The sequence below is a fragment of the Kitasatospora sp. NPDC056531 genome (assembly GCF_042794375.1).
Taxonomy (GTDB): Bacteria; Actinomycetota; Actinomycetes; order Streptomycetales; family Streptomycetaceae; genus Kitasatospora.
The window spans coordinates 49,071-71,653 of the sequence record NZ_JBHTTU010000025.1 but is presented as its reverse complement, the minus strand read 5'-3'; the positions used below and the strand labels follow the sequence as shown (position 1 = coordinate 71,653).

20 protein-coding genes and 1 riboswitch are annotated in these 22,583 nt (G+C 71.7%); of the genes, 15 read left to right on the top strand and 5 right to left on the bottom strand.

Going from position 1 to position 22,583, the window contains the following annotated elements:
* Positions 1 to 92 precede the first annotated feature (92 nt).
* The 4 genes from ACFQ87_RS21825 to ACFQ87_RS21810 all read left to right on the top strand — a co-directional run bounded on the left by ACFQ87_RS21825 (position 93) and on the right by ACFQ87_RS21810 (position 3,640).
* Complete coding sequence (locus tag ACFQ87_RS21825; protein ID WP_380612456.1) at positions 93 to 605, top strand: ATP-binding protein; 513 nt, start codon at positions 93 to 95, stop codon at positions 603 to 605.
* A gap of 246 nt (positions 606 to 851) precedes the next feature.
* Complete coding sequence (locus tag ACFQ87_RS21820; RefSeq protein WP_380612455.1) at positions 852 to 1,775, top strand: DMT family transporter; 924 nt, start codon at positions 852 to 854, stop codon at positions 1,773 to 1,775.
* Positions 1,776 to 1,927: 152 nt separating this feature from the next.
* Positions 1,928 to 2,377: a nuclear transport factor 2 family protein gene (locus ACFQ87_RS21815; protein ID WP_380612454.1), complete on the top strand. Its 450-nt coding sequence runs from the start codon at positions 1,928 to 1,930 to the stop codon at positions 2,375 to 2,377.
* Positions 2,378 to 2,440: 63 nt separating this feature from the next.
* A complete protein-coding gene (locus ACFQ87_RS21810) occupies positions 2,441 to 3,640 on the top strand; it encodes an epoxide hydrolase family protein (RefSeq protein ID WP_380612452.1) in 1,200 nt (399 codons plus the stop codon).
* A 109-nt stretch (positions 3,641 to 3,749) separates the two neighbouring features.
* Here ACFQ87_RS21810 and ACFQ87_RS21805 read toward each other — a convergent pair whose 3' ends face one another.
* The 4 genes from ACFQ87_RS21805 to gcvT form a co-directional block, all read right to left on the bottom strand.
* On the bottom strand, positions 3,750 to 5,117 hold the full coding sequence (locus ACFQ87_RS21805; RefSeq protein ID WP_380612451.1) for an L-serine ammonia-lyase: 1,368 nt from the start codon (positions 5,115 to 5,117) through the stop codon (positions 3,750 to 3,752).
* Positions 5,118 to 5,294: 177 nt separating this feature from the next.
* A complete protein-coding gene (gene glyA, locus ACFQ87_RS21800) occupies positions 5,295 to 6,575 on the bottom strand; it encodes a serine hydroxymethyltransferase (protein ID WP_380612450.1) in 1,281 nt (426 codons plus the stop codon).
* Positions 6,576 to 6,660: 85 nt separating this feature from the next.
* Positions 6,661 to 7,041 carry a glycine cleavage system protein GcvH gene (gene gcvH / locus ACFQ87_RS21795; RefSeq protein WP_380612449.1) on the bottom strand — a complete coding sequence of 127 codons (381 nt, stop codon included), beginning with the start codon at positions 7,039 to 7,041 and terminating at the stop codon, positions 6,661 to 6,663.
* Positions 7,042 to 7,164: 123 nt separating this feature from the next.
* A complete protein-coding gene (gcvT, locus tag ACFQ87_RS21790) occupies positions 7,165 to 8,286 on the bottom strand; it encodes a glycine cleavage system aminomethyltransferase GcvT (RefSeq protein WP_380612448.1) in 1,122 nt (373 codons plus the stop codon).
* Positions 8,287 to 8,515: 229 nt separating this feature from the next.
* Positions 8,516 to 8,620, bottom strand: a riboswitch (glycine riboswitch).
* Between the two features lie 195 nt (positions 8,621 to 8,815).
* Between gcvT and ACFQ87_RS21785 the strand changes: the two genes are divergently transcribed.
* The 8 genes from ACFQ87_RS21785 (at position 8,816) to ACFQ87_RS21750 (ending at position 17,970) form a co-directional block, all read left to right on the top strand.
* Entirely contained in the window at positions 8,816 to 9,625 is an 810-nt protein-coding gene (locus ACFQ87_RS21785; RefSeq protein ID WP_380612447.1) for an enhanced serine sensitivity protein SseB C-terminal domain-containing protein, read from the top strand.
* 118 nt (positions 9,626 to 9,743) lie between these two features.
* A complete protein-coding gene (locus ACFQ87_RS21780) occupies positions 9,744 to 10,676 on the top strand; it encodes an enhanced serine sensitivity protein SseB C-terminal domain-containing protein (protein ID WP_380612446.1) in 933 nt (310 codons plus the stop codon).
* A gap of 465 nt (positions 10,677 to 11,141) precedes the next feature.
* Entirely contained in the window at positions 11,142 to 12,131 is a 990-nt protein-coding gene (locus ACFQ87_RS21775; protein WP_380612445.1) for an ABC transporter permease, read from the top strand.
* Between the two features lie 52 nt (positions 12,132 to 12,183).
* Positions 12,184 to 13,962, top strand: a complete 1,779-nt coding sequence (locus tag ACFQ87_RS21770; RefSeq protein ID WP_380612444.1) for an ABC transporter substrate-binding protein — start codon at positions 12,184 to 12,186, stop codon at positions 13,960 to 13,962.
* A 98-nt stretch (positions 13,963 to 14,060) separates the two neighbouring features.
* Positions 14,061 to 15,071, top strand: coding sequence for an ABC transporter permease (locus ACFQ87_RS21765; protein ID WP_380612443.1), 1,011 nt, complete (start codon positions 14,061 to 14,063; stop codon positions 15,069 to 15,071).
* Positions 15,068 to 16,138, top strand: coding sequence for an ABC transporter ATP-binding protein (locus ACFQ87_RS21760; RefSeq protein WP_380612442.1), 1,071 nt, complete (start codon positions 15,068 to 15,070; stop codon positions 16,136 to 16,138). The genes ACFQ87_RS21765 and ACFQ87_RS21760 overlap by 4 nt, the downstream gene beginning before the upstream one ends.
* A gap of 34 nt (positions 16,139 to 16,172) precedes the next feature.
* Entirely contained in the window at positions 16,173 to 17,237 is a 1,065-nt protein-coding gene (locus tag ACFQ87_RS21755) for an ABC transporter ATP-binding protein (RefSeq protein ID WP_380612441.1), read from the top strand.
* A 73-nt stretch (positions 17,238 to 17,310) separates the two neighbouring features.
* Positions 17,311 to 17,970, top strand: coding sequence for a trimeric intracellular cation channel family protein (locus ACFQ87_RS21750; protein ID WP_380612440.1), 660 nt, complete (start codon positions 17,311 to 17,313; stop codon positions 17,968 to 17,970).
* Here the strand turns inward: ACFQ87_RS21750 and ACFQ87_RS21745 are convergent.
* A complete protein-coding gene (locus ACFQ87_RS21745; RefSeq protein WP_380612439.1) occupies positions 17,876 to 18,643 on the bottom strand; it encodes an IclR family transcriptional regulator in 768 nt (255 codons plus the stop codon). The two genes, ACFQ87_RS21750 and ACFQ87_RS21745, sit on opposite strands and share 95 nt — an antisense overlap.
* A 169-nt stretch (positions 18,644 to 18,812) precedes the next feature.
* Here ACFQ87_RS21745 and ACFQ87_RS21740 point away from each other — a divergent pair, with 169 nt between their 5' ends.
* The 3 genes from ACFQ87_RS21740 (at position 18,813) to ACFQ87_RS21730 (ending at position 22,491) form a co-directional block, all read left to right on the top strand.
* Entirely contained in the window at positions 18,813 to 19,994 is a 1,182-nt protein-coding gene (locus ACFQ87_RS21740) for a cysteine desulfurase family protein (RefSeq protein WP_380612438.1), read from the top strand.
* Positions 19,995 to 20,045: 51 nt separating this feature from the next.
* Entirely contained in the window at positions 20,046 to 21,182 is a 1,137-nt protein-coding gene (gene mnmA / locus ACFQ87_RS21735; protein ID WP_380612437.1) for a tRNA 2-thiouridine(34) synthase MnmA, read from the top strand.
* A gap of 136 nt (positions 21,183 to 21,318) precedes the next feature.
* Complete coding sequence (locus ACFQ87_RS21730) at positions 21,319 to 22,491, top strand: alpha/beta hydrolase family protein (protein ID WP_380612436.1); 1,173 nt, start codon at positions 21,319 to 21,321, stop codon at positions 22,489 to 22,491.
* Positions 22,492 to 22,583 lie beyond the last annotated feature (92 nt).

The following is a 22,583-nucleotide window of genomic DNA, read 5'->3' as shown; positions in this document are numbered from 1 at the left end:
GGTATGCCTGGCTCCCGACTCTTGAAGGGTGAAATGGCCGAACTCAGTCCTTGTGAGTGAAGCCTTCCTTGCCTCTCCCCTCAAGGACTCTGATGATCACTCAGCCCGTCGACGCCGTCGAGTGGATGCTCCCCCGCCACCCCCGCAGTGCGAGCCGCGCCCGGATCCGGCTCCTCCGGCAGGCCTTCGACTGGCAGATCGACGTCGAGTCCACCGAGACCGCCCTGATCCTCCTCAGCGAACTCGTCACCAACGCCTGCCGTCACGCCCGCGCCCCGCGCGATCGCCTGATCGGCGTCCGTCTCCTCCTGCCCACCCACTCCACCCTTCGCGTCGAGGTCTCCGACACCAGCGACGACCTCCCCGTCCCCCGCCACGCGGCCCCCGACGACGAGTCCGGCCGGGGCCTCGAACTCGTCGCCGCCCTCGCCACCTCCTGGGGCGCCCACCCGCGCGGCGAGGGCTACATCGGCAAAACCGTATGGTTCACGCTCGCCCTCCCCTCGCCGGCCAACCCGCCCGCCCCGGATGAAGCCTTCGCGGAAGATGTGGCCTCCGCTCGCGCCCTGCTCGATGGCGAGGCGACGGAGTGGCCGGCCACCTGAAAGCGTCCTGGCCTGCGGAGGAAGTCGGGCCCGTCGACTTCCTGCGCAGGCCAGATACCATCGGGCCTGTGAACTCGTACTGGCGCGTCGCGCTGCCACCGCTCAGCGCCTGATCGGGCGCGCGCTTCGGTGGCTTGATCCCTGAGGCCCCGGTTCAGCTTGGTGTGGCTCTGACGTGCGCCCGTTCTCGAAACCAGTTCCTCTGACGGTCTTCGACGACGGAAGTTCACGACTGTGCCGAATCGTTTGTCTGCACCTGCCCGCCCGATTCCTGCTGCGCGCCGTACCCGCCGCCCGGTCGACGGCTCGCTGCCGATCCTGGCCTCCGCGTTGCTGTGGGGCACCACCGGGACCGCCAGTTCGCTGGCGCCCGCCGGCGCCCCGGCGACCGGGATCGGCTCCGCCGCGCTGGTGCTCGGCGGGCTGCTGCTGTTCCTCACCGACCGCGCCGCCTGGTCGCTGCCCCGGCGGTCCGGGGCGGGTGAGCGGTGGCTGCTGGCGGTGGGGGCCGTGGCGGTGACTGGGTACCCGCTCACCTTCTACCCGGCGGTGACCCGCACCGGGGTGGCGGTGGCCACCGTGATCGCCCTGGGAAGCGCGCCGGTGTTCACCGGGCTGCTCGTCTGGCTCGCCCGGCAGGGTCGCCCCGGTGGGCGCTGGGCCGGGGCCACGGCGCTGGCCGTGCTCGGTTGTGCCGTGCTGGTGCTCGGGCCCGAACTCGCCGGTGGCGGCGCAGCGGTGGACCCCGTCGGGGTGCTGCTGGCGGCGCTCTCGGGGCTCTCGTACGCGGTGTACTCGCTGATCGCCGGCCGGCTGATCGCGGCCGGGCACCCGTCCGGCGGGGTGATGGGCGCGATGTTCGGCGGGGCGGCGGTGCTGGTGCTGCCGGTGCTGCTGGGCGGCCCGGTGCAGTGGCTGGCCTCGGCGCGGGGCGCGGGGGTGGTGCTGCACCTCGGGGTGATCACCACCTTCCTCGCCTACCGGCTCTTCGGCCACGGCCTGCGCCACACCTCGGCCCAGACCGCCACCACGCTGACCCTCGCCGAACCCGCCGTCGCCGCCGTCCTCGGCGTCGCGGCGCTGGGGGAGCGGCTGCCGGCGGTGTCCTGGTGCGGGCTCGCGGTGCTCGCGGGCGGGCTGGCGTTCCTCACCCTCCCGGGCCGCCGGTAGTTCAGCTGCCGCGCAGGAAGTCGGACCGGCCGACTTCCTGCGCAGCAACTGCCCGGTGGCTAGGGTGAGGTGATCGTGTGATCGTCGGGGGCCGTGTCGCTCGTGGTGCAGGGCTCTTGGCGTTCCGGCTTGTCTACGACGGGGGACTGGTCATGTCGGAGTTCGCGGGTCCGTTGGAGGTGCTCGCCCGGTACCGACGGGCGATGCTCGACCTCGACGCCGATGCGCTGGCCGAGTTGTACGCCGAGGACGGGGTGCACGAGTTCCCGTTCCTGTTCCCGGGGATGCCCGAGCGGTACCGGGGGCGGGAGGAGGTCCGGGCCGGGTACCGGGCGGCGTGGGGTGCGAGCACCGCGCGGCCGCAGGAGATCCGGGAGGTCGCCGTCCACCCGAGCACCGATCCCGAGGTGCTCACCGTCGAGCAGTGCGTGATCGGTACCGATGCCGCCACCGGCAGGCCGTTCAGCCTGCCAGGGCTGCTGGTCCTCCGGGTCCGGGACGGCCGGCTGGTACACGTCCGGGACTACATGGACGGCCTGGCCGTGGCCCGTGCCATGGGGCGGCTGGCCGCAGTGGCGGCGCGGCTGGAGGAGCGGGGCTGACGGGTGGTCGGACGGCGCCGTTCCGCGATCTTGACCGTGTTCGGGTGGCTACGATCAGCGGATATGACGACGCCGCCCGATGAAGGCATCCACCCGTTCCGCATCGCCGTTCCGGAGAGCGACCTGGAGGACCTCCGCCAGCGTCTCGACCGGACGCGCTGGCCGGACGAGCTGCCGGGGGTCGGCTGGGCCTACGGGATCCCGCGCGACTACCTGATGGAGCTGGCGGACTACTGGCGGCACGAGTACGACTGGCGGGCCGCCGAGGCTCGGCTCAACCAGTGGCCGCAGTTCACCACGACGATCGACGGCGCGAACATCCACTTCCTGCACGTCCGTTCGCCGGAGCCGGACGCGGTGCCGCTGCTGCTGTCGCACGGCTGGCCCGGTTCGATCGTCGAGTTCGCCGAGCTCATCGGGCCGCTCACCGACCCCCGGGCGCACGGGGCGGCCCCCTTGCCGGCCTTCCACCTGGTGATCCCGAGCCTGCCCGGTTTCGGCTTCTCCGGTCCGACCCGGGAGGCCGGCTGGGAGTACCGGCGGGTGGCGGCGGCCTTCGCCGAGCTGATGCGACGGCTGGGCTACGAGTCGTACGGGGTGCAGGGCGGCGACTGGGGCTCCGCGATCTCGCGGGAGCTGGGCCGGGTGCACCCCGAACGGGTGATCGGGGTGCACCTGAACCTGATCCCGGGGGGTGCGGCGGAGAGCGAGCCCACCGAGGAGGAGCTCGCCGGGCTCTCCGCGCCAGAGCGGGCGCGGACGCTGGCCTCCTGGGAGCGGATGCGCGAGTGGAACCGGGAGCGCAAGGGCTACGCGGACATCCAGGCCACCCGGCCGCAGACCCTCGCGTACGCCCTCACCGACTCGCCGGTCGGTCAACTGGCCTGGATCGCCGAGAAGTTCAAGGAGTGGACGGACTCCGCGGAGCGCCCCGAGGACGCCGTCGGCCGGGACCAGCTGCTCACCAACGTGATGCTCTACTGGCTCACCGGGACGGCCGGGTCCTCGGCCCGGCTCTACTACGAGCGCACCCACGCCGACTACCGGGGCCGGCCGGCCGAGCCGTCGACCGCCCCGACCGCCGTGGCGCTGTTCCCGGAGGAGAACTTCCTGGTCCTGCGGCACATCGCGGAGCGGACCAACAACATCGTGCGCTGGACGGAGCTGGACCGGGGCGGCCACTTCGCCGCGATGGAGGAGCCGGACCTGCTGGCCGCCGACATCAGGGCCTTCTTCGGGCGGCTGCGCGCGGCGGGCGCGTAGCCGCGGCGGTGCGCCGCCACGAGGCCATGTCTGACAATGACGACCGGCTGAACGCGAAGGCCCCCGGGCGGAGGGGAATCCGCCCGGGGGCCCGCTCGGACCGCCGTGATCAGCACTCGATGACGTTCACGGCGAGGCCGCCGCGCGAGGTCTCCTTGTACTTGATCTTCATGTCGGCGCCGGTCTCCTTCATCGTCTTGATCGCCTTGTCCAGCGAGACGTGGTGCCGCCCGTCGCCGCGCAGCGCCATCCGGGCCGCGGTGACGGCCTTGACCGAGGCCATGCCGTTGCGCTCGATGCAGGGGATCTGGACCAGGCCGCCGACCGGGTCGCAGGTGAGGCCGAGGTTGTGCTCGATGCCGATCTCGGCGGCGTTCTCGACCTGCTCGGGGGTGCCGCCGAGGACCTCGGCGAGGCCGCCCGCGGCCATCGAGCAGGCGGAGCCGACCTCGCCCTGGCAACCGACCTCGGCGCCGGAGATGGAGGCGTTCTCCTTGAAGAGCATGCCGATGGCGCCGGCCGCGAGCAGGAAGCGGACGATGCCCTCGTCGTCGGCGCCCGGGATGAAGTTCAGGTAGTAGTGCAGGACGGCGGGGATGATCCCGGCGGCGCCGTTGGTGGGCGCGGTGACCACCCGGCGGCCGGAGGCGTTCTCCTCGTTGACCGCCATCGCGTAGAGGGTCACCCACTCCATCGCGTTGGCCGGGCCGATGCCCTCGGCGCGCAGCGCGCGGGCACCGGACGCGGCCCGGCGGCGGACCTTCAGGCCCCCCGGCAGGATGCCCTCACGGGACATACCGGCCCGCACGCACTCCTGCATCACGGACCAGATCTCCAGCAGCCCGGTGCGGATCTCCTCCTCGCTGCGCCAGGCCTTCTCGTTCTCCAGCATCAGGCCGGAGATCGACAGCCCGGTCTCCCGGGTGAGCCGCAGCAGCTCCTCACCGGTGCGGAAGGGGTAGCGCAGCGCGGTGTCGTCGGGCTTGACCCGGTCCGCGCCGATCGCGTCCTCGTCGACGACGAAGCCGCCGCCGACCGAGTAGTAGGTCTTCTCCAGCAGCGTGGAGCCGTCCGCCGCGTACGCCCACAGGGTCATGCCGTTGGCGTGGTACGGCAGCGAGCGGCGCCGGTGCAGGACCAGCTGGCTGTCGGGGTCGAAGTCGATGGCGTGCTCGCCGAGCAGGTTGAGCCGCTTCTCGGCGGTGATCCGCTCCACGTCCTTGTCGGCCTGGTCGACGTCGACGGTGCGGGGCGAGTTGTTCTCCAGGCCGAGCAGGACGGCCTTCGGGGTGCCGTGGCCGTGGCCGGTGGCGCCCAGCGAGCCGTACAGCTCGGCGCGGACGGACGTCACCTGCGTCAGCAGGCCTTCGGACCGCAGGCGGCGGGCGAACATCCGGGCGGCACGCATCGGGCCGACGGTGTGGGAGCTCGACGGGCCGATGCCGATGGAGAAGAGGTCGAAGACGCTGATGGCCACGGGGACGTCCTTGTCTGGTCTCGTGGAAGGACTTGCGGTCGGGGCGGGCACGGAACGGGGCACCCCGCACACTGTCCAGTGTGCGGGGTGCCCCGGAGTCCCCTGTACGTTCCAGGGGTGAGGCCGGTCACCCTACCGGTCAGTAACTTACCGGCGGGTCACCTACTGGCCGGCCACTTACTCCTGGTTGCCCAGGTTCGGGTAGAGCGGGTACTTCTCGGCCAGCGCGGTGACGCGGGCCTTGAGCGCGGCGGCGACGGTCTCGTCGAAGGCGGGCTTGAGCGCCTCGGCGATGATGTCGGCGACCTCGCGGAAGTCCTCGGCCCGGAAGCCGCGGGTGGCCAGGGCCGGGGTGCCGATGCGCAGGCCCGAGGTGACCATCGGCGGGCGCGGGTCGTTCGGGATGGCGTTGCGGTTGACCGTGATGCCGACCTCGTGCAGCCGGTCCTCGGCCTGCTGGCCGTCGAGCTGGCTGTTGCGCAGGTCGACCAGGACCAGGTGGACGTCGGTGCCGCCGGACAGCACGCTGGCGCCGGCCTCGGCGACGTCGTCCTGCAGCAGGCGCTCGGCGAGGATGCGGGCACCCTCCAGGGTGCGCTCCTGGCGCTCCTTGAACTCCTCCGAGGCGGCGATCTTGAAGGCGACGGCCTTGCCCGCGATCACGTGCTCCAGCGGACCGCCCTGCTGGCCGGGGAAGACCGCGGAGTTGATCTTCTTGGCGAACTCGGCCTTGGACAGGATGACGCCGCCGCGCGGGCCGCCCAGGGTCTTGTGGGTGGTGGTGGTGACCACGTCCGCGTAGGGCACCGGGTTCGGGTGCAGCCCGGCGGCCACCAGGCCGGCGAAGTGCGCCATGTCCACCATGAGCAGGGCGCCGACCTCGTCGGCGATCCGGCGGAACTCGGCGAAGTCCAGCTGGCGCGGGTAGGCGGACCAGCCGGCGATGATCAGCTTCGGCTGGTGCTCCTTGGCCAGGCGCTCGACCTCGGCCATGTCGACCTGGCCGGTCTTCTCGTCCACGTGGTACGCGGCCACGTTGTAGAGCTTGCCGGAGAAGTTGATCTTCATGCCGTGGGTCAGGTGACCGCCGTGGGCCAGGCTCAGGCCCAGGATGGTGTCGCCCGGCTGGATCAGCGCGAACATCGCGGCGGCGTTGGCCTGCGCGCCGGAGTGCGGCTGGACGTTGGCGTGCTCGGCGCCGAACAGGGCCTTGATGCGGTCGATCGCGATCTGCTCGACCACGTCGACGTGCTCGCAGCCGCCGTAGTAGCGGCGGCCGGGGTAGCCCTCGGCGTACTTGTTGGTGAGCACCGAGCCCTGGGCCTCCATGACCGCCACCGGGGCGAAGTTCTCGGAGGCGATCATCTCCAGGGTGGTCTGCTGGCGGTGCAGCTCGGCGTCGACCGCGGCGGCGATCTCCGGGTCGAGGGCGTGCAGGGACTGGTTGAGAACCGTCATGGTGTGGTCTTCCCGGGAGGAGGAGAGCGGAGGGACGGTGAGGGCGGGACGGACCGCCGTGCTGCGGCCCGTCCCGGCGGGTGGCTCAGCCCTGGGCGTGGGTGAGCGCGTCGTACTCGTCGGCGCTGAGCAGCTCGTCGGTGGACTCCACCCGGACCTTGAACAGCCAGCCACCCTCGAAGGGGGCGCTGTTGACGAGGGCGTTGTCCTCCAGGACGTCCTGGTTGACCTCGACGACCTCGCCGGTCACCGGGGAGTACAGGTCGCTGACCGACTTGGTGGACTCCAGCTCGCCGCAGGTCTCGCCGGCGGTCACCTCGTCGCCGACCTCGGGCAGCTGCACGTAGACGATGTCACCGAGCGCGTCCGCGGCGTGCTTGGTGATGCCGACCGTGGAGACACCGTCCTCGGCGGCCGTCAGCCACTCGTGCTCCTTGGTGTACTTCAGGTGCTGGGGGTTGCTCATGGCGTCATTCTCCAGGATGGGAAGCGGGTACGACGAAGCGGGCCGCCGCGCGGACGGCTTCGACGTGCGGGTACGGGAGGAGCAGGGGCCGGCCGGGCCCGCGGGGGACTTGGCCGGACCGCGTCAGCGGGCGCGCTTGTAGAACGGCAGCGCCACGACCTGGACCGGCTCGTGCTTGCCGCGCACGTCCACCGCGACGGTGCTGCCGGGGGCGGCGTGGGCCGCGTCGACGTAGGCCATCGCGATCGGCTTGCCCAGGGTCGGGGACGGCGCGCCGGAGGTGATCCGGCCGATCGGGGCGCCCTCGGTGGAGACCACGGTGTACTCGGCGCGCGGCACCCGCTTGCCCTCGGAGACCAGGCCGACCAGCACCTTCGGGGGGTTGGTCTCGGCCGCGGCGGCGGCCTGCTCCAGGGCCTTGCGGCCGATGAAGGCGCCCTCGTTGGTGGTCTTGTCGAAGCGGACGACCCGGCCCAGGCCCGCGTCGAACGGGGTGAGGTCGGTGGACAGCTCGTGCCCGTACAGCGGCATGCCCGCCTCCAGGCGCAGGGTGTCGCGGCAGGACAGGCCGCACGGGACCAGGTCGTGGCCCTCGCCGGCGGCGGTCAGGGCCTGCCAGATCTGCTCGGCGTCGCCCGGGTGGCAGAAGATCTCGAAGCCGTCCTCGCCGGTGTAGCCGGTGCGGGCCAGCAGCACGTCACGGTCGGCCACCCGGGCCGGGAGGATCGCGTAGTACTTCAGACCGGGCAGGTCGGCCTCGGTGGTCTTGGCCAGGATCGCGGTGGACTCCGGGCCCTGGACGGCGATCAGCGCGTAGGTGTCGCGGTCGTCGGTGACGACGGCGTCGAAGCCCTTGGCGCGGGCGATCAGCTCGTCCAGGACCAGCTGCGCGTTGGAGGCGTTGGCGACCACCAGGAAGGCGTCCTCGCGCAGGCGGTAGACGATCAGGTCGTCCAGGATGCCGCCGTCCTCGGCGCAGATCATGGTGTAGCGGGCACGCAGCACACCGAGCGCGGAGACGAAGCCGACCAGCGCGTGGTCCAGCATCTCGCCGGCCTGCGGGCCGGTCACGGTGATCTCGCCCATGTGCGAGAGGTCGAACAGGCCGGCCTTGGTGCGGACGGCGAGGTGCTCCTCGCGCTCGCTGCCGTAGCGCAGCGGCATGTCCCAGCCGGCGAAGTCGGTCATGGTCGCGCCGAGGGCGCGGTGCAGCGCGTCGAGCGCGGTCAGGCGGAGGGACGACATGGCCAGGAACTCCTCGGTCGGGGCACTCAGGGGTGCACGCGCCGGGACCGGACCCGCTCGGGGACCGACCCTGCGCGCGGGCATGCGGCGGCGTGGGTCTCCCCATCTGTCGTCGGACCTGAGAGCTTCACCGCGGCCGCCCGCAGCTGTTTCCAGCATCCAGGACAGCATGGCGGCTTGCACCGTGGGTGGGCGCGCGACAGGGCCGTGCGCCGCTTTCCAGATGTGCCTAATCCGTGCGGTAGGGGGGCCTGAGAGATTCCGGGGAGGACTTGCTCCTTCGGCGCCGGCTGTACCGCCTGAGCGGCACTCCGGGCTCTCCCGCGCGGGTTCGAGCGGCCGGTGTGGAGTTGTGGGGGCCCGCGGCGCATGCCGTCGGACGCGCACATCATGGCACGTCCACGCGTACGAGGGGAGGGGGGACCCGGTCACACGGCCCGGGACCGGACCCGTGCCCTAGCCGGGCTCTAGAATCTGCGCGTCGGCACAGCAGTGGGCGGCCGACCGGCAGAGGGCGGTTCAGGCGCGCATGGGGTACCCGGTGGAGCAGCAGCAGGGGTGGGACGGGCCGCAGGCGGCGCCGCCCGGCGGTGCGTGGCCGGCCAACGAGCTGGAGCAGGTGCTGACCGCCGCGCTCGGCGACCCGGGCGCGACGGCGCGGGTGATCGAGGTGTTGGCCCGCAGTCAGGTGTGGATCCCGCTGCCGGCCGGGGGCGATCCGGGCGGGCAGTCGCTGGACCTGCCGACCATCGAGCTGGCCGGGGCCCCGTACGTGCCGGTGTTCTCCTCGCAGGAGGTGTTCCTGCAGCACGCGCCGGGGATGGCCTTCGCGATCGCGCCGGCCTGGGAGTTCGCCCGCGGACTGCCGCTGGGCGTGGGCATCGCGGTCAACCCCGAGGCCGCGGTGGGCATCCCGGTGCCGCCGCAGGGCGTGGCGGAGCTGCGCCGCGGGCCACGTGATGGCCGCCGCTGGGAGCACACTGAGGACGCTGCGGAGGCGCCGACCGGCGGCCGGGTGGCGCTGCGCGAGCCGGTGCCGGGCGAGGACCCGGAGTACTTCCTGGCCGCCTGCCGGGCCGAACTCATCGCCCTGCCCGGGGTGTTGACCGCGCGCCGGGCGCTGGCCAGCATCGAGGGCGAACCGACCGTGATGTTCGTGGGCGTCCAGTTGGATCCGGGCGCCCCGGCCGACCCGGGCGCGGTGAACGAGGCGCTCGGCCGGGCACTGGGAACCGCGCCGCTGCCGGGTGGCGTCCACCTCGTACTGCTCGACCTCGCCGAGGACCCGGTGGTCGAGTGGCTGCTCACCCGGGTACTGCCTTTCTACACGCGGGCGTGAGCGGGGGTTCGTATCAAGGGCACGTCGCCGTGGCGGTGGCCGGTGCCGCGCCATAGGGTGCGTGCAGACGGTCGACGGGCCGGCTGGGTTGAGGAAAGAGGCGCGGCGAGGTGGGCGCATGAGTGCGGGAGCGGGAACGGGCGGTGTGCCGGGGCCCTGGGGCCAGGCTCCGGCCGGGCGCCCGGCGGCGGATCCGGGCGCGATGGAGCACGCCCTGCGCGAGGTCGCGCCGGAGCGCTACGACGCGTACGAGCGGCTGCTGCACGCGCTGGCCGACGGCCAGGTCTGGATGCTGCTCTGGCACGGTACGCCGGGCAGTCCGGACGCGCAGTACGGGAACATGGAGATCAGCGGCCACGGCTACGCGCCGGCCGTGACCTCGCCCGAGCAGCTGACGGCCTCCGGCTGGGCCCGGGCCCACGAGGTCATCTCCGGGCGGGAGATCGCCGCCTCGCTGTACCGCACCCGCTGGGGCCTGTGGCTCAACCCGCACGCCCCCGGCGGCGGGGTCGGCGTGCCCTGGGCGGACCTGCGGCGGATCGCCGCGGGCCTGGACCGGCTGCCGGCCGGTCCGTTGAAGCTGAGTGAGCCGCAGGTGAACGCCCAGCAGTTCTTCGCGCTGCTGGAGCGGCAGGCCGGTGAGGTGCGCGCGGTCCGGGCGCTGCGCCGGGCCTGGGTGCAGCCGGCGGTGGGGGAGCCGTACCTGGCGATCGGCCTGGACCTGTACGAGAGTTCGCCGCCGGCCGTGGAGGCGGTGCGGGCGCTGATGCAGCGGGCGATCGCGGTGGCCCCGGAGGGGCTCGCGGTGTCCACGGTGGCGATGGCGGACGAGTACGACCCGGTGGCGCTGTGGATGCGCGCCAACGCGCGGCCGTTCTTCGACCGGGAGGCGGGCCGCCCGCCGGCCGGCCCGTACCCGACGGCGGCGCCGTACCCGGGTCGGTCGATGCCGGGGCAGCCGGCATCGGGATGGGCCTACGGCACCCAGCCGCCCGCGCCGGGCTGGGGGCAGCAGCCCCCGCAGTCCTGGCCCGGATACCCCGGCCGCTGATTGCCAAAACCCGTTCCAGCTAAAACCTTTACCGCGAAGCCGACTTGATTCACCATCAGGTCGGCTTCGGTGTTTTCCGGACGAATTACCCCTTCGCCGGAGTCCGCACATCTTGGCATGGCTGTTACAGCCGTGTGAAGAGGGATATGCCAATGACCTGGGAGGTGCATGCACGCAGATCACAGTTGGGCATCTGTCGCTTGTCAGGGCTGGCGCAAGCCTGTTCGGATGGCAGAGAGTTCTGCGCAACGCACCGCGCGTACTGGAAACCCCACAAAGGTGAGCGCGCACGCCGACCGCTCCACCACGCGACGCCCATCCCGCGTGGCGGCAGTACCTGTGCACGAAGCACTGCCGCGAACACCCGCTCCTCCTAAGCACCTCCGCACGTCCGCAGCCGCACCGCCGAAGCCGGCGCCCGGCACCCGTGGGCCGGCCACCGTCGGCGAGGGGACCCAACTGACCATGACCGCATCCGTGACCACCGCCGGGAACGAACCGGAGGCACCAGCCACCGCGAGCCCGGCCAAGACGATCGAGGGCCGCTCCCTCGGTCGGATCGCCTGGACCCGCTTCAAGCGGGACAAGGCCGCCGTCGCCGGCGGCATCGTGGTGATCCTGCTGATCCTGCTCGCCGTGCTGTCCGGGCCGATCGAGTCCCTGTTCGGGCTCGACCCCGACAACCCGAACCCGGACCTGCTGGACGCCAACCTCGGCGGCCTGCCGCTCGGGGACTGGGGCGGCATGAGCGCGGACCACCCGCTCGGCATCGACCCCCTGCAGGGCCGTGACCTGCTCGCCCGCGTGGTCGACGGCTCCTGGGTCTCCCTGTTGGTCGCCTTCGGCGCGACCGTCCTGTCCAACACCATCGGCAGCGTGCTCGGCGTGATGGCCGGCTACTACGGCGGCTGGGTGGACACCCTGATCAGCCGGTTGATGGACGTCTTCCTGGCGTTCCCGCTGCTGCTCTTCGCCATCGCGATCTCCGCCTCGCTCCAGGGCGGCGCGTTCGGCCTGCACGGCCTCCCGCTGCACATCATGGTGCTGATCTTCGTGATCGGCTTCTTCAACTGGCCCTACATGGGCCGGATCGTGCGCGGACAGACGCTGTCGCTGCGCGAGCGGGAGTTCGTCCACGCGGCCCGCAGCCTCGGCGCCCGCGGCCCGTTCATCCTGTTCAAGGAACTGCTGCCCAACCTGGCCGGCCCGATCCTGGTCTACTCGACCCTGCTGATCCCGACCAACATCCTCTTCGAGGCCGGGCTGAGCTTCCTCGGCGTCGGCATCCAGCCCCCGCAGTCCTCCTGGGGCGGCATGCTCGCCGACGCGAAGAACTACTACCAGGTCGACCCCCAGTACATGGTGGTCCCCGGTCTGGCGATCTTCATCACCGTGCTCGCGTTCAACCTGCTCGGCGACGGGCTGCGTGACGCCCTCGATCCCAAGAGCAACTGACACCACGTCAGAACACTCCCTCCTCCACATCCTCAAGGGGTTGATCTCACCCATGCGTAGGTCCCGTACCGTCGCGCTGACCGCCGCGGCCGCCGCCGTGGTCCTGGTCGTCACCGGCTGTTCGTCCAGCTCCAAGAGCGGCGACAGCGCGTCCTCCTCGTCCGGCTCCACCAACGCGAGCGGCGGCGGTGCCGACGCGGCCACCAAGCAGATCGTCAACGTCTCGGACAAGAAGGGCGGGACGGTCACCTACGAGATGAAGGGCACCCCGGACTCCCTCGACCCGGGCAACACCTACTACGCGTACATCTACAACTTCTCGCGCCTGTACGCTCGTCCGCTGACCACCTTCAACCCGGCCGCCGGCGCGGACGGCAACAAGCTGGTCCCGGACCTCGCCGAGTCGATGGGCAAGCCCAGCGCGGACGGCCTGACCTGGACGTACAAGCTGCGCGCGGGCCTGAAGTACGACGACGGCACCCCGATCACCTCCAAGGACGTCAAGTACGCCGTGGAGCGCTCGAACTACGCGCCCGAGGTGAACTCCAACGGCCCGACGTACTTCCACGACCTGCTGGTCGACAACCCGACGCCGTACCAGGGTCCGTACAAGGACAAGGACGGCGACCTGAAGTCGATCGAGACGCCGGACGACACCACGATCGTCTTCCACCTCCAGCACCCCTTCGCCGACTTCGACTACCTGGTCAGCGCCCCGCAGACCGCGCCGGTCCCGCAGGCCAAGGACACCGGTGCCGACTACGTGAAGCACATCGTGTCCTCGGGCTCCTACAAGTTCGAGTCCTACGAGGACAGCAAGCAGGCCACCCTGGTGCCGAACACCAACTGGGACAAGAGCACCGACCCGATCCGCAAGCAGCTGGCGGACAAGATCGTGCTCAAGATGAACATCGACCAGGCCACCATCGACAAGGACCTGCTGGCCGGCAACGCCCAGGTCGACCTGGTGGGCGGCGGCGTCGACCCGCAGACCCAGGCGCAGATCCTGCGCGACCCGAAGCTCAAGGCCAAGACCGACAACGCCTACGGTGGCCGCCTGGTCTACATGGCGATCAACACCAAGGTCGCGCCGTTCGACAACATCGACTGCCGCAAGGCCGTCCAGTACGCGATCGACAAGGTCTCGGTGCAGACCGCGCTCGGCGGCCCGATCCGCGGCCAGGTGGCCAACACCGTGCTGCCGCCGGACATCGCGGGCCACCAGGACTTCAACCTGTACGAGACCCCGGGCAACAAGGGCGACGAGGCCAAGGCCAAGGACTCCCTGAAGGCCTGCGGCAAGGACGGCGGCTTCAGCACCGTCCTGACCGCCCGCACCGAGCGCGCCACCGAGGTCGCCGCGGCGACCGCCATCCAGGCCCAGCTGAAGAAGATCGGCATCAACGTCGAGATCCAGCAGTTCCCGCAGGGCAAGTACCTGACCGACTCGGCCGGTGCGCCGCAGTTCACCCAGGACCACAACATCGGTCTGATGATGATGCAGTGGGGCGCCGACTGGCCGACCGGCTACGGCTTCCTGCAGCAGATCGTCGACGGCCGCGCGATCAAGCCCTCCGGCAACAGCAACCTCGCCCAGCTGAACGACCCGGCGGTCAACAAGATGATCGACGACGCCGCGGTCAGCCCCGACCAGGCGGCCCGCGAGAAGATCTACGGCGACATCGACAAGAAGGTCATGGAGTCCGCGTCCTACGTCCCGCTGACCGACTTCAAGGTCTTCCTGTACCGCCCGGACAGCGCCACCAACATGGCCTCCACCTCGGCCTTCTCGGGTGAGTACGACTACCTGAACATCGGCACCACCAAGTAAGAGCCTGGCTCCGCATCCCTGAAGGCAGGTGAAGGCAGCGGCGCCCGCCGCCGTCCGGCAAATCCCGGACGGCGGCGGGCCGCCGGAGCCGCCCAACTGTGTTTGCCTACATCATCCGCAGGATCTTCGCGGCCGCGGTGCTGCTGCTGGTCGTCAGCGCCGTCACCTTCGCGATCTTCTTCCTGCTTCCGCGCATGGCCGGCGAGACCACCGACCAGCTGGCCGCGCAGTACATCGGGAAGGACCCGGGGCCCACGGCGATCGCCGCGGTCAAGCAGAACCTCGGTCTCGACCAGCCCCTGTACACCCAGTACTGGCACTTCCTGAAGGCGCTGGTCGTCGGCGCCGAGTACAAGTTCGGGCCGGAACCGGCCACCTGCCACGTGCCCTGCTTCGGCTACTCCTTCAAGAGCCACCTCGAGGTCTGGCCGCTGATGACCAGCCGGATCCCGGTCACCATCTCGCTCGCCATCGGTGCGGCGGTGCTCTGGCTCATCTCCGGCATCACCACCGGCGTGATCTCGGCCCTCAAGCCGCGGTCGATCTTCGACCGGCTCTCCATGGGCATCGCCCTGGCCGGCGTCTCGCTGCCGGTCTTCTTCACCGGCGCCCTGCTTCTGACGGTGTTCAGCTACGAGTGGCCGATCCTGGACAACCTGCACTACGTCGACTTCACCGACGACCCGCTGATGTGGGCCCGCAACCTGATCCTGCCGTGGATCTCGCTGGCCTTCCTCTACTCCGCGCTCTACGCCCGGCTCACCCGCGCCGGGATGCTGGAGACGATGAGCGAGGACTACATCCGCACCGCCCGGGCCAAGGGCCTGGTCGAGCGCAAGGTGGTCGTCAAGCACGGGCTGCGCTCCGCGCTCACCCCGATCGTCACCATCTTCGGCATGGACCTCGGTCTGCTGCTCGGCGGTGCGCTGATCACCGAGCAGGTCTTCTCGCTCAACGGCGTCGGCCAGTTCGCCGTCCAGGCGATCACCGACAACGACCTGCCCAAGATCCTCGGCGTCACCCTGCTGGCCGCCTTCTTCATCGTCGTCTGCAACCTCGTGGTCGACCTCCTGTACGCCCTCGTCGACCCCCGCGTGAGGCTCTCGTGACCGAGCTCCAGAAGACCCCGGCGGACGCCGTCCGGGAACCCCTGGGTGACCCCTTCCTCTCCGTCCGCGACCTGCGGATCCACTTCGACACCGACGACGGCCTGGTCCGCTCGGTGGACGGGGTCAGCTTCGACCTGCACAAGGGCCGCACCCTGGGCATCGTCGGCGAGTCCGGCTCCGGGAAGTCCGTCACCTCGCTGGGCATCATGGGCCTGCACCGCTCCAAGCGGGCGAGGATCAGCGGCGAGATCCGGCTGGACGGCGAGGAGCTGATCGCGGCCGGACCGGACCGGGTGCGCCAACTGCGCGGCCGCGAACTGGCGATGATCTTCCAGGACCCGCTGACCGCGATGCACCCCTACTACACGGTCGGCGCGCAGATCGCCGAGGCGTACCGGGTGCACCACCCCCAGGCCTCCAAGAAGCAGGCCAGGGCCCGCGCGATCGAGATGCTCGACCGGGTGGGCATCCCGCAGCCGGACCGCCGGGTGGACGACTACCCGCACCAGTTCTCCGGCGGCATGCGCCAGCGCGCGATGATCGCCATGGCCCTGGTCAACGACCCCTCGCTGCTGATCGCCGACGAGCCCACCACCGCCCTGGACGTCACCGTCCAGGCGCAGATCCTGGACCTCATCCGCGACCTCCAGGAGGAGTTCGGCTCCGCCGTCATCATCATCACCCACGACCTCGGGGTGGTCGCCGAGCTCGCCGACGACATCCTGGTCATGTACGGCGGCAAGTGCATCGAGCGCGGCCCCGCCGAGACCCTCTTCGACGCGCCCGAACACCCCTACACCTGGGGCCTGCTGGGATCGATGCCGCGCCTGGACCGGGAGCTGCAGGACCGCCTCGTGCCGGTCAAGGGCACCCCGCCCAGCCTGATCAACGTGCCGTCGGGCTGCGCCTTCCACCCGCGCTGCCCGTACGCCGCCCTGACCGGCGGACGCTCCACGAGCGAGCTCCCGGTGCTGACCGAGGCCACGCCCGGCCACTTCGCGGCCTGCCACCTGCCGGCCGACGAGCGGCACCGCATCTTCGCCGAAGAGATCGCGCCCCGGCTGTGAGCCCGGCCTCGTACCACCTTTCTGGAGAGAACCGATGACGGACACTCAGGGGGCCACGCCTCTCTCAATTAGCGATGGGGCTTCCCCGGCGCCCGCCTCCGACCGCGAGCCGCTGCTGAGGGTGACCGGCCTGACCCGGCACTTCCCGATCCGCGGCGGACTGCTGCGGCGCCAGACCGGCGCGGTGCGGGCCGTCGACGGCATCGACTTCACGGTCAACGCCGGTGAGACGCTGGGCGTCGTCGGCGAGTCCGGCTGCGGCAAGTCGACCATGGGTCGGCTGGTCACCCGGCTCGACGAACCCACCGGCGGGACGATCGAGTTCGAGGGCACCGACATCAGCCACCTGGGCGTCGGCGCGATGCGGCCGATGCGCCGCGACATCCAGATGATCTTCCAGGACCCGTACTCCTCGCTGAACCCCCGGCACACCGTCGGCACCATCGTCAGCGCGCCGTTCAAGCTCCAGGGCGTGCAGCCCGAGGGCGGGGTCAAGAAGGCCGTCCAGGAGCTGCTGGAGCTGTGCGGGCTCAGCCCCGAGCACTACAACCGCTACCCGCACGAGTTCTCCGGCGGCCAGCGCCAGCGCATCGGCATCGCCCGGGCGCTCGCGCTCAAGCCGAAGATGATCGTCGCGGACGAGCCGGTCTCCGCGCTGGACGTGTCGATCCAGGCGCAGGTGGTCAACCTGCTGGACGACCTGCAGCGGGAGCTGGGCCTGACCTACCTGATCATCGCGCACGACCTCTCGGTGGTCCGGCACGTCTCGGACCGGGTGGCGGTGATGTACCTCGGCAAGATCGTCGAGATCGCCGACCGGGACTCGCTCTACCGCAGCCCGATGCACCCGTACACCAACGCCCTGATGTCGGCGGTCCCGGTGCCGGACCCGCGCCGGCGCCAGCGGGCCGGGCGCGAGCGGATCCTGCTCAAGGGCGACGTGCCCTCGCCGATCAACCCGCCCAGCGGCTGCCGGTTCCGGACGCGCTGCTGGAAGGCGCAGGAGGTGTGCGCCACCCAGGAGCCGCCGCTGACGGCGCTGAAGACCGGGCACCAGGTGGCCTGCCACTTCCCGGAGCGGAGCGAGGGGAACGATTAGGCACGGCCCGGAGAACGAGGGCTGAGCTCGGGCGCAGCGGAGGGGAGGATTCCGGACAGGTCATAGTTGTGTGGTGACCTCGCAGATCTTCCCCTCCGACGTGCAGCAGTCGCTGGACCTCGTCGGCATCTTCGTCTTCGCGCTCTCCGGAGCGCTGCTCGCCGTCCGCAAGAACATGGACATCTTCGGAATCTGTGTGCTGGCCGAGGTCACGGCCCTGGGCGGCGGGGTGATGCGCGACCTAGTGATCGGCGCGACCCCGGTGGCCGCCTTCACCAACCTCGGCTACTTCCTCACCCCGCTGGCCGCCGCACTGGTGGTGTTCTTCCTGCACCCGGAGGTCGAGCGGATCAACCGGGCGGTGCAGACCCTGGACGCCCTCGGCCTCGGCCTGTTCTGCGTCACCGGCACCGCCAAGGCGCACGACTTCGGGCTGGGCGCGGTCGCCGCCGTCGCGCTCGGCATGGTGACCGCGGCCGGCGGCGGCGTGATCCGCGACGTGCTGGCCGGGGAGATCCCCTCGCTGCTGCGCTGGGACCGGGAGATCTACGCCGTCCCGGCGCTGGTCGGCGCCGCCCTGGTGGCCGTGCTGATCGGCGCGAACCGGCTCACCGGCGTCACCGGCACCGCCGCCGCGCTCACCGCCTTCGGGCTGCGGATGCTCGCCCTGAAGTACGGCTGGCGCGCCCCGCGGGCCTGGCACCGCAACGGTTCTCGCACCAGCGAGGAGTAGGCGAGCCGCCGTACGCGAGCGAGATCGCCTCGGCCGTGCAGAGCAGCTCCGGCACCATCCGGGCCAGTTCGGCCGGCCGCACCTGACTCGCCGGGGCGCTCAGTGCGCAGGCCGCGACCGTCCGTCCGCCGCTGCCCGCGACCGGCGCGGCCACGCAGGTCACCGGCTCCCGGTGCTCGGCCGACTCGGCCGCCCAGCCGCGCACGCGCACCGCCGCCAGCTCGGTCTCCTCGCACGGCCCGTCCGCGGGCAGCCCGGCGAGCAGCACCCGGCCGACCGCCGTCCCGGTGACCGGCGCCCGGCGTCCGATCCGCGAGGGCCGGGCCGCCCAGGGCCCGGCCACCTCGTCCAGGTAGAGCACCTCGCCGTCGTGCAGCACGGCCAGTTGGACGGTGTAGCCGCAGCGCGCGTTGAGCGCGGCCAGGTAGGGCGCGGCCACCTGCCGGACGTCGAAGTCCTCCAGTGCCCGGTGGGCCAGCGAGAGCACCCGGCCGCCGACGCGGTAGCGCAGGTCGGGCTGGCGCCGGACGAAGCCGTGCTCCTCCAGGGTGCGCAGCAGCCGCAGCGCGGTGGACTTGTGCACCCCGAGGCTGCTCGCGGCCTGCTCCAGCGAGAGCGGTCCGTCGCCGAGCGAGCCGAGCAGGGTCAGCGCGCGGTCGACCGACTGCGACATGACGCCCCCTGGAACTCGCTTGCGAAGTGTTCGTCAGGCTAACCGCTGGGCGGCGCAGTGGTACAAACCAGTTCTGGACACCGTCGTCCGGCCGGCCCGCGCCCCGGTGGCCGGATCGGTGCGCAGGCCTGGATCGCGGTACCGGGGTGCCCTCTACAATCGGATGGTTATGCCATACCTGGACCATGCGGCGACCACGCCGATGCTGCCCGAGGCGATCGCCGCGATGTCGGCGCACCTGGGGGTGGTCGGCAACGCCTCGTCCCTGCACGCGGCCGGCCGCCGGGCCCGCCGGGTGGTCGAGGAGTCCCGCGAGTCGCTGGCCGAGTCACTGGGTGCCCGCCCGAGCGAGATCGTGCTCACCGGCGGCGGCACCGAGTCCGACAACCTGGCCGTCAAGGGCCTGTACTGGGCCCGCAGGGACGCCGATCCGGCCCGTACCCGGGTGCTGTGCAGCCCGGTCGAGCACCACGCGGTGCTGGACGCGGTGCACTGGCTCTCCGAGCACGAGGGCGCGTCGGTCGACTACCTGCCGGTGGACGGGTACGGCCGGGTGCACCCCGAGGCGCTGCGCGAGGCGATCGAGCGCGACCCGTCCTCGGTCGCGCTGGTCACCGTGATGTGGGCCAACAACGAGGTCGGCACCGTCCAGCCGGTGCGCGAACTGGCCGCCGTGGCCGCCGAGTACGGCATCCCGATGCACGCCGACGCGGTGCAGGCGCTCGGTCAGGTCCCGGTCTCCTTCGCCGAGTCGGGGCTCACCGCGCTCACCGTCACCGGGCACAAGATCGGCGGTCCGTTCGGCATCGGCGCGCTGCTGCTCTCCCGCGGCGCCGCGCCCGTCCCGCTGCTGCACGGCGGCGGGCAGGAGCGCGACGTGCGCTCCGGCACCCTGGACGCCCCCGCCGCCGCCGGCTTCGCGGCCGCCGCGGCCTGGGCCGTCGAGCACCGCGCCGAGCACGCGGTCACCCTGGGCGCGCTGCGCGACGAGCTGGTGGCCGGGGTGCTGGCCGCCGTACCGGACGCGGTCCTCAACGGCGACCCGGCCGCCGAGGGCCGGCTGCCCGCCAACGCCCACTTCTCCTTCCCCGGCTGCGAGGGCGACGCGCTGCTGATGCTGCTGGACGCCCAGGGCATCGAGTGCTCCACCGGCTCGGCCTGCTCGGCGGGGGTGCCGCAGCCCAGCCACGTGCTGCTGGCGATGGGTGTGGACCCGCTGCTCGCCCGTGCCTCGCTGCGGTTCTCGCTGGGGCACACCTCGGTGCGCGAGGACGTCACGGCGCTCACGGAGGCGATCGCCCCGGCCGTCCAGCGGGCGCGCAACGCCGGTCTGGCGTCCGTCCGGCGGTAGGTCCGGTACGGGGCCGGGCATGTTCGACGGCCCCGTACTCTTGTATTCACCATGACTGACTTCCCGGGTGCCCCGACCACTCCGTCCACCGGCCGTCTGCGCGTGCTCGCGGCGATGTCCGGCGGAGTCGACTCCGCCGTCGCCGCCGCCCGCGCCGTCGAAGCGGGGCACGAGGTGACCGGCGTCCACCTGGCGCTGTCCGCGAACCCGCAGTCCTTCCGTACGGGCGCGCGCGGCTGCTGCACCATCGAGGACTCCCGGGACGCCTGGCGGGCGGCCGACGTGATCGGCATCCCCTTCTACGTCTGGGACCTCGCCGAGCGCTTCCGCGAGGACGTGATCGACGACTTCGTCGCCGAGTACGCGGCCGGGCGGACCCCCAACCCCTGCCTGCGCTGCAACGAGAAGATCAAGTTCGCTGCGCTGCTGGACAAGGCGATCGCGCTGGGCTTCGATGCGGTCTGCACCGGCCACTACGCCCGGATCGTCGACCTGCCGTCCGGGGAGCGCGAGCTCCACCGCGCCGTCGATGCCGCCAAGGACCAGTCCTACGTCCTCGGCGTGCTCGACGCCGACCAGCTCGCCCACTCGCTCTTCCCGCTCGGCGACACCACCAAGGAAGCCATCCGCGAGGAGGCCGAGCGCCGGGGCCTGGCCGTCGCCAAGAAGCCCGACAGCCACGACATCTGCTTCATCGCCGACGGCGACACCCAGGGCTTCCTGGCCAAGCACCTCGGCACCGCGACCGGTGACATCCTCGACGTCGACGGCACCAAGCTCGGCGAGCACGACGGTGCATACGGCTTTACCATCGGTCAGCGCAAGGGCCTGCGGATCGGCCGCCCGGCGGCCGACGGCAAGCCGCGGTACGTGCTGGACATCTCCCCGGTGAACAACACCGTGACCGTCGGCCCGGTCGAGGGCCTGGACGTCACCGCGCTGACCGCCATCCGCCCCCGCTGGTGCGGCAGCGAGCAGCTGGTCGAGGGCCGCTACACCGCCCAGCTGCGCGCCCACGGCGAAGAGGTGCCAGTCACCGCCGCCATGGTCGACGGCGAACTCCACGTCCGCCTGGACACCCTGGCGCGCGGCATCGCCCCCGGCCAGGCCGTCGTGCTGTACGACGGCACCCGCGTCGTCGGCTCCGCCACCATCGCCACCACCGAGCGCCCGGCCGTCAACGCCTGAGCGAACCCCGGTCCCGTCCGCGTCAGGGGTGTCATCCGGATGGATGACACCCCTGAATCGCGGGGATGACCACGGCCGGAGATTGCATCCATTGGGCTGACTCGACGGTCCGGGCCGCGAACCTAACCTCAGGGCCATGACCCGAACCCGCCGTATCGCGGCCATCGCAGCCCTCGTCCTCGCCCTGCCCCTCCCGCTGGCCGGGGCCGCGACGGCCTCGCCGTCGCCCGCCGTCGTCGCTCAGGCCTCGGCCCCCGCCGCCTTCCACGGCGAGCTGCCCCGCCCGACCGGGCCGTACGCGGCCGGCGAGGAGGTGCTGCACCTGACCGATCAGGACCGCACCGACCCCTGGGTGCCCTCGGCCGGGCCGCGGCAGCTGGCGGTGTCGATGTTCTACCCGGCCCGGCCCGGCACCGGCGAGCCCGCTCCGTACATGACCCTCGGTGAAGCCCAGGGCTTCGTGGCGACGCGGGTCCCGGCCGGTACCGGGCTCCAGCCGCAGGACCTCGTGGACACCGACACCCACGCCTTCACCGGCGCGAAGGCCGCCGGCGGGAAGTTCCCGCTGGTGGTCCTCTCCCCGGGCTTCGAGAACCCCCGTGCCACGCTGACCGGCCTGGCGACCGACCTGGCCAGCCACGGCTACGTGGTGGCCCTGGTCGGTCACACCTACGAGGACTCCGGCGAGACGCTCGCCGACGGCAGCACCCCGGGCTGCGCGCTGTGCGACAGCGGCGCACCGGACGCGCTGCCCGAGAGCCGGGCGAAGGACGTGTCCTTCGTGCTGGACCGGCTGACCGGGCAGCACCCGGCCTGGCGCCTCTCCCACCTGATCGACCGCGACCGGATCGGCATGGCCGGCCACTCGGTCGGCGGCGCGTCCGCGCTGAACGCGATGTCCGACGACCGGCGGATCCTGGCCGGGGTGAACATGGACGGCGGGTTCTGGCCGGGGTTCCCGACCGACCGGCTCGACGGGCGCTCCTTCCTCCTGCTCGGGAAGCAGAGCGACCACGCCGTCGGCGGCGGGGACACGTCCTGGGGCGAGGCCTGGGCCGGCTGGAAGGGCTACAAGCCCTGGCTGGCGGTCGCGGGCACCAACCACGGCAGCTTCACGGACGTCACTGTCCTGGCTGCCGAGGCCGGTATCCCCCTCCCCCCGGGGACGACCACCTCGCCGGCGCGCGGGATGCAGCTGACCCGGGAGTACGTCGGAGCCTTCTTCGACCAGATCCTGAGGGGCATACACCAGCCCCTGCTCGACGGCCCGTCGGCGGCGAACCCGGAGGTGCTCTTCCAGCACCCGTGATCGCCCCGGGGCCCAGGAGGGTCGGGAAAAAAGAACAGGCGACCTCATCGCTTAGCAGACGAAGGATCCTACAGCCCCCACAACAGACACCC

Excerpts from the sequence above, each read along its gene's own strand:
- ACFQ87_RS21825 (WP_380612456.1), top strand. The coding sequence starts at position 93 with ATGATCACTCAGCCCGTCGACGCCGTCGAGTGGATGCTCCCCCGCCAC.
- ACFQ87_RS21815 (WP_380612454.1), top strand. The coding sequence starts at position 1,928 with ATGTCGGAGTTCGCGGGTCCGTTGGAGGTGCTCGCCCGGTACCGACGG.
- ACFQ87_RS21810 (WP_380612452.1), top strand. The coding sequence starts at position 2,441 with ATGACGACGCCGCCCGATGAAGGCATCCACCCGTTCCGCATCGCCGTT.
- glyA (WP_380612450.1), bottom strand. The coding sequence starts at position 6,575 with ATGACGGTTCTCAACCAGTCCCTGCACGCCCTCGACCCGGAGATCGCC.
- gcvH (WP_380612449.1), bottom strand. The coding sequence starts at position 7,041 with ATGAGCAACCCCCAGCACCTGAAGTACACCAAGGAGCACGAGTGGCTG.
- gcvT (WP_380612448.1), bottom strand. The coding sequence starts at position 8,286 with ATGTCGTCCCTCCGCCTGACCGCGCTCGACGCGCTGCACCGCGCCCTC.
- ACFQ87_RS21785 (WP_380612447.1), top strand. The coding sequence starts at position 8,816 with ATGGGGTACCCGGTGGAGCAGCAGCAGGGGTGGGACGGGCCGCAGGCG.
- ACFQ87_RS21780 (WP_380612446.1), top strand. The coding sequence starts at position 9,744 with ATGAGTGCGGGAGCGGGAACGGGCGGTGTGCCGGGGCCCTGGGGCCAG.
- ACFQ87_RS21775 (WP_380612445.1), top strand. The coding sequence starts at position 11,142 with ATGACCGCATCCGTGACCACCGCCGGGAACGAACCGGAGGCACCAGCC.
- ACFQ87_RS21770 (WP_380612444.1), top strand. The coding sequence starts at position 12,184 with ATGCGTAGGTCCCGTACCGTCGCGCTGACCGCCGCGGCCGCCGCCGTG.
- ACFQ87_RS21755 (WP_380612441.1), top strand. The coding sequence starts at position 16,173 with ATGACGGACACTCAGGGGGCCACGCCTCTCTCAATTAGCGATGGGGCT.
- ACFQ87_RS21745 (WP_380612439.1), bottom strand. The coding sequence starts at position 18,643 with ATGTCGCAGTCGGTCGACCGCGCGCTGACCCTGCTCGGCTCGCTCGGC.
- ACFQ87_RS21740 (WP_380612438.1), top strand. The coding sequence starts at position 18,813 with ATGCCATACCTGGACCATGCGGCGACCACGCCGATGCTGCCCGAGGCG.
- mnmA (WP_380612437.1), top strand. The coding sequence starts at position 20,046 with ATGACTGACTTCCCGGGTGCCCCGACCACTCCGTCCACCGGCCGTCTG.
- ACFQ87_RS21730 (WP_380612436.1), top strand. The coding sequence starts at position 21,319 with ATGACCCGAACCCGCCGTATCGCGGCCATCGCAGCCCTCGTCCTCGCC.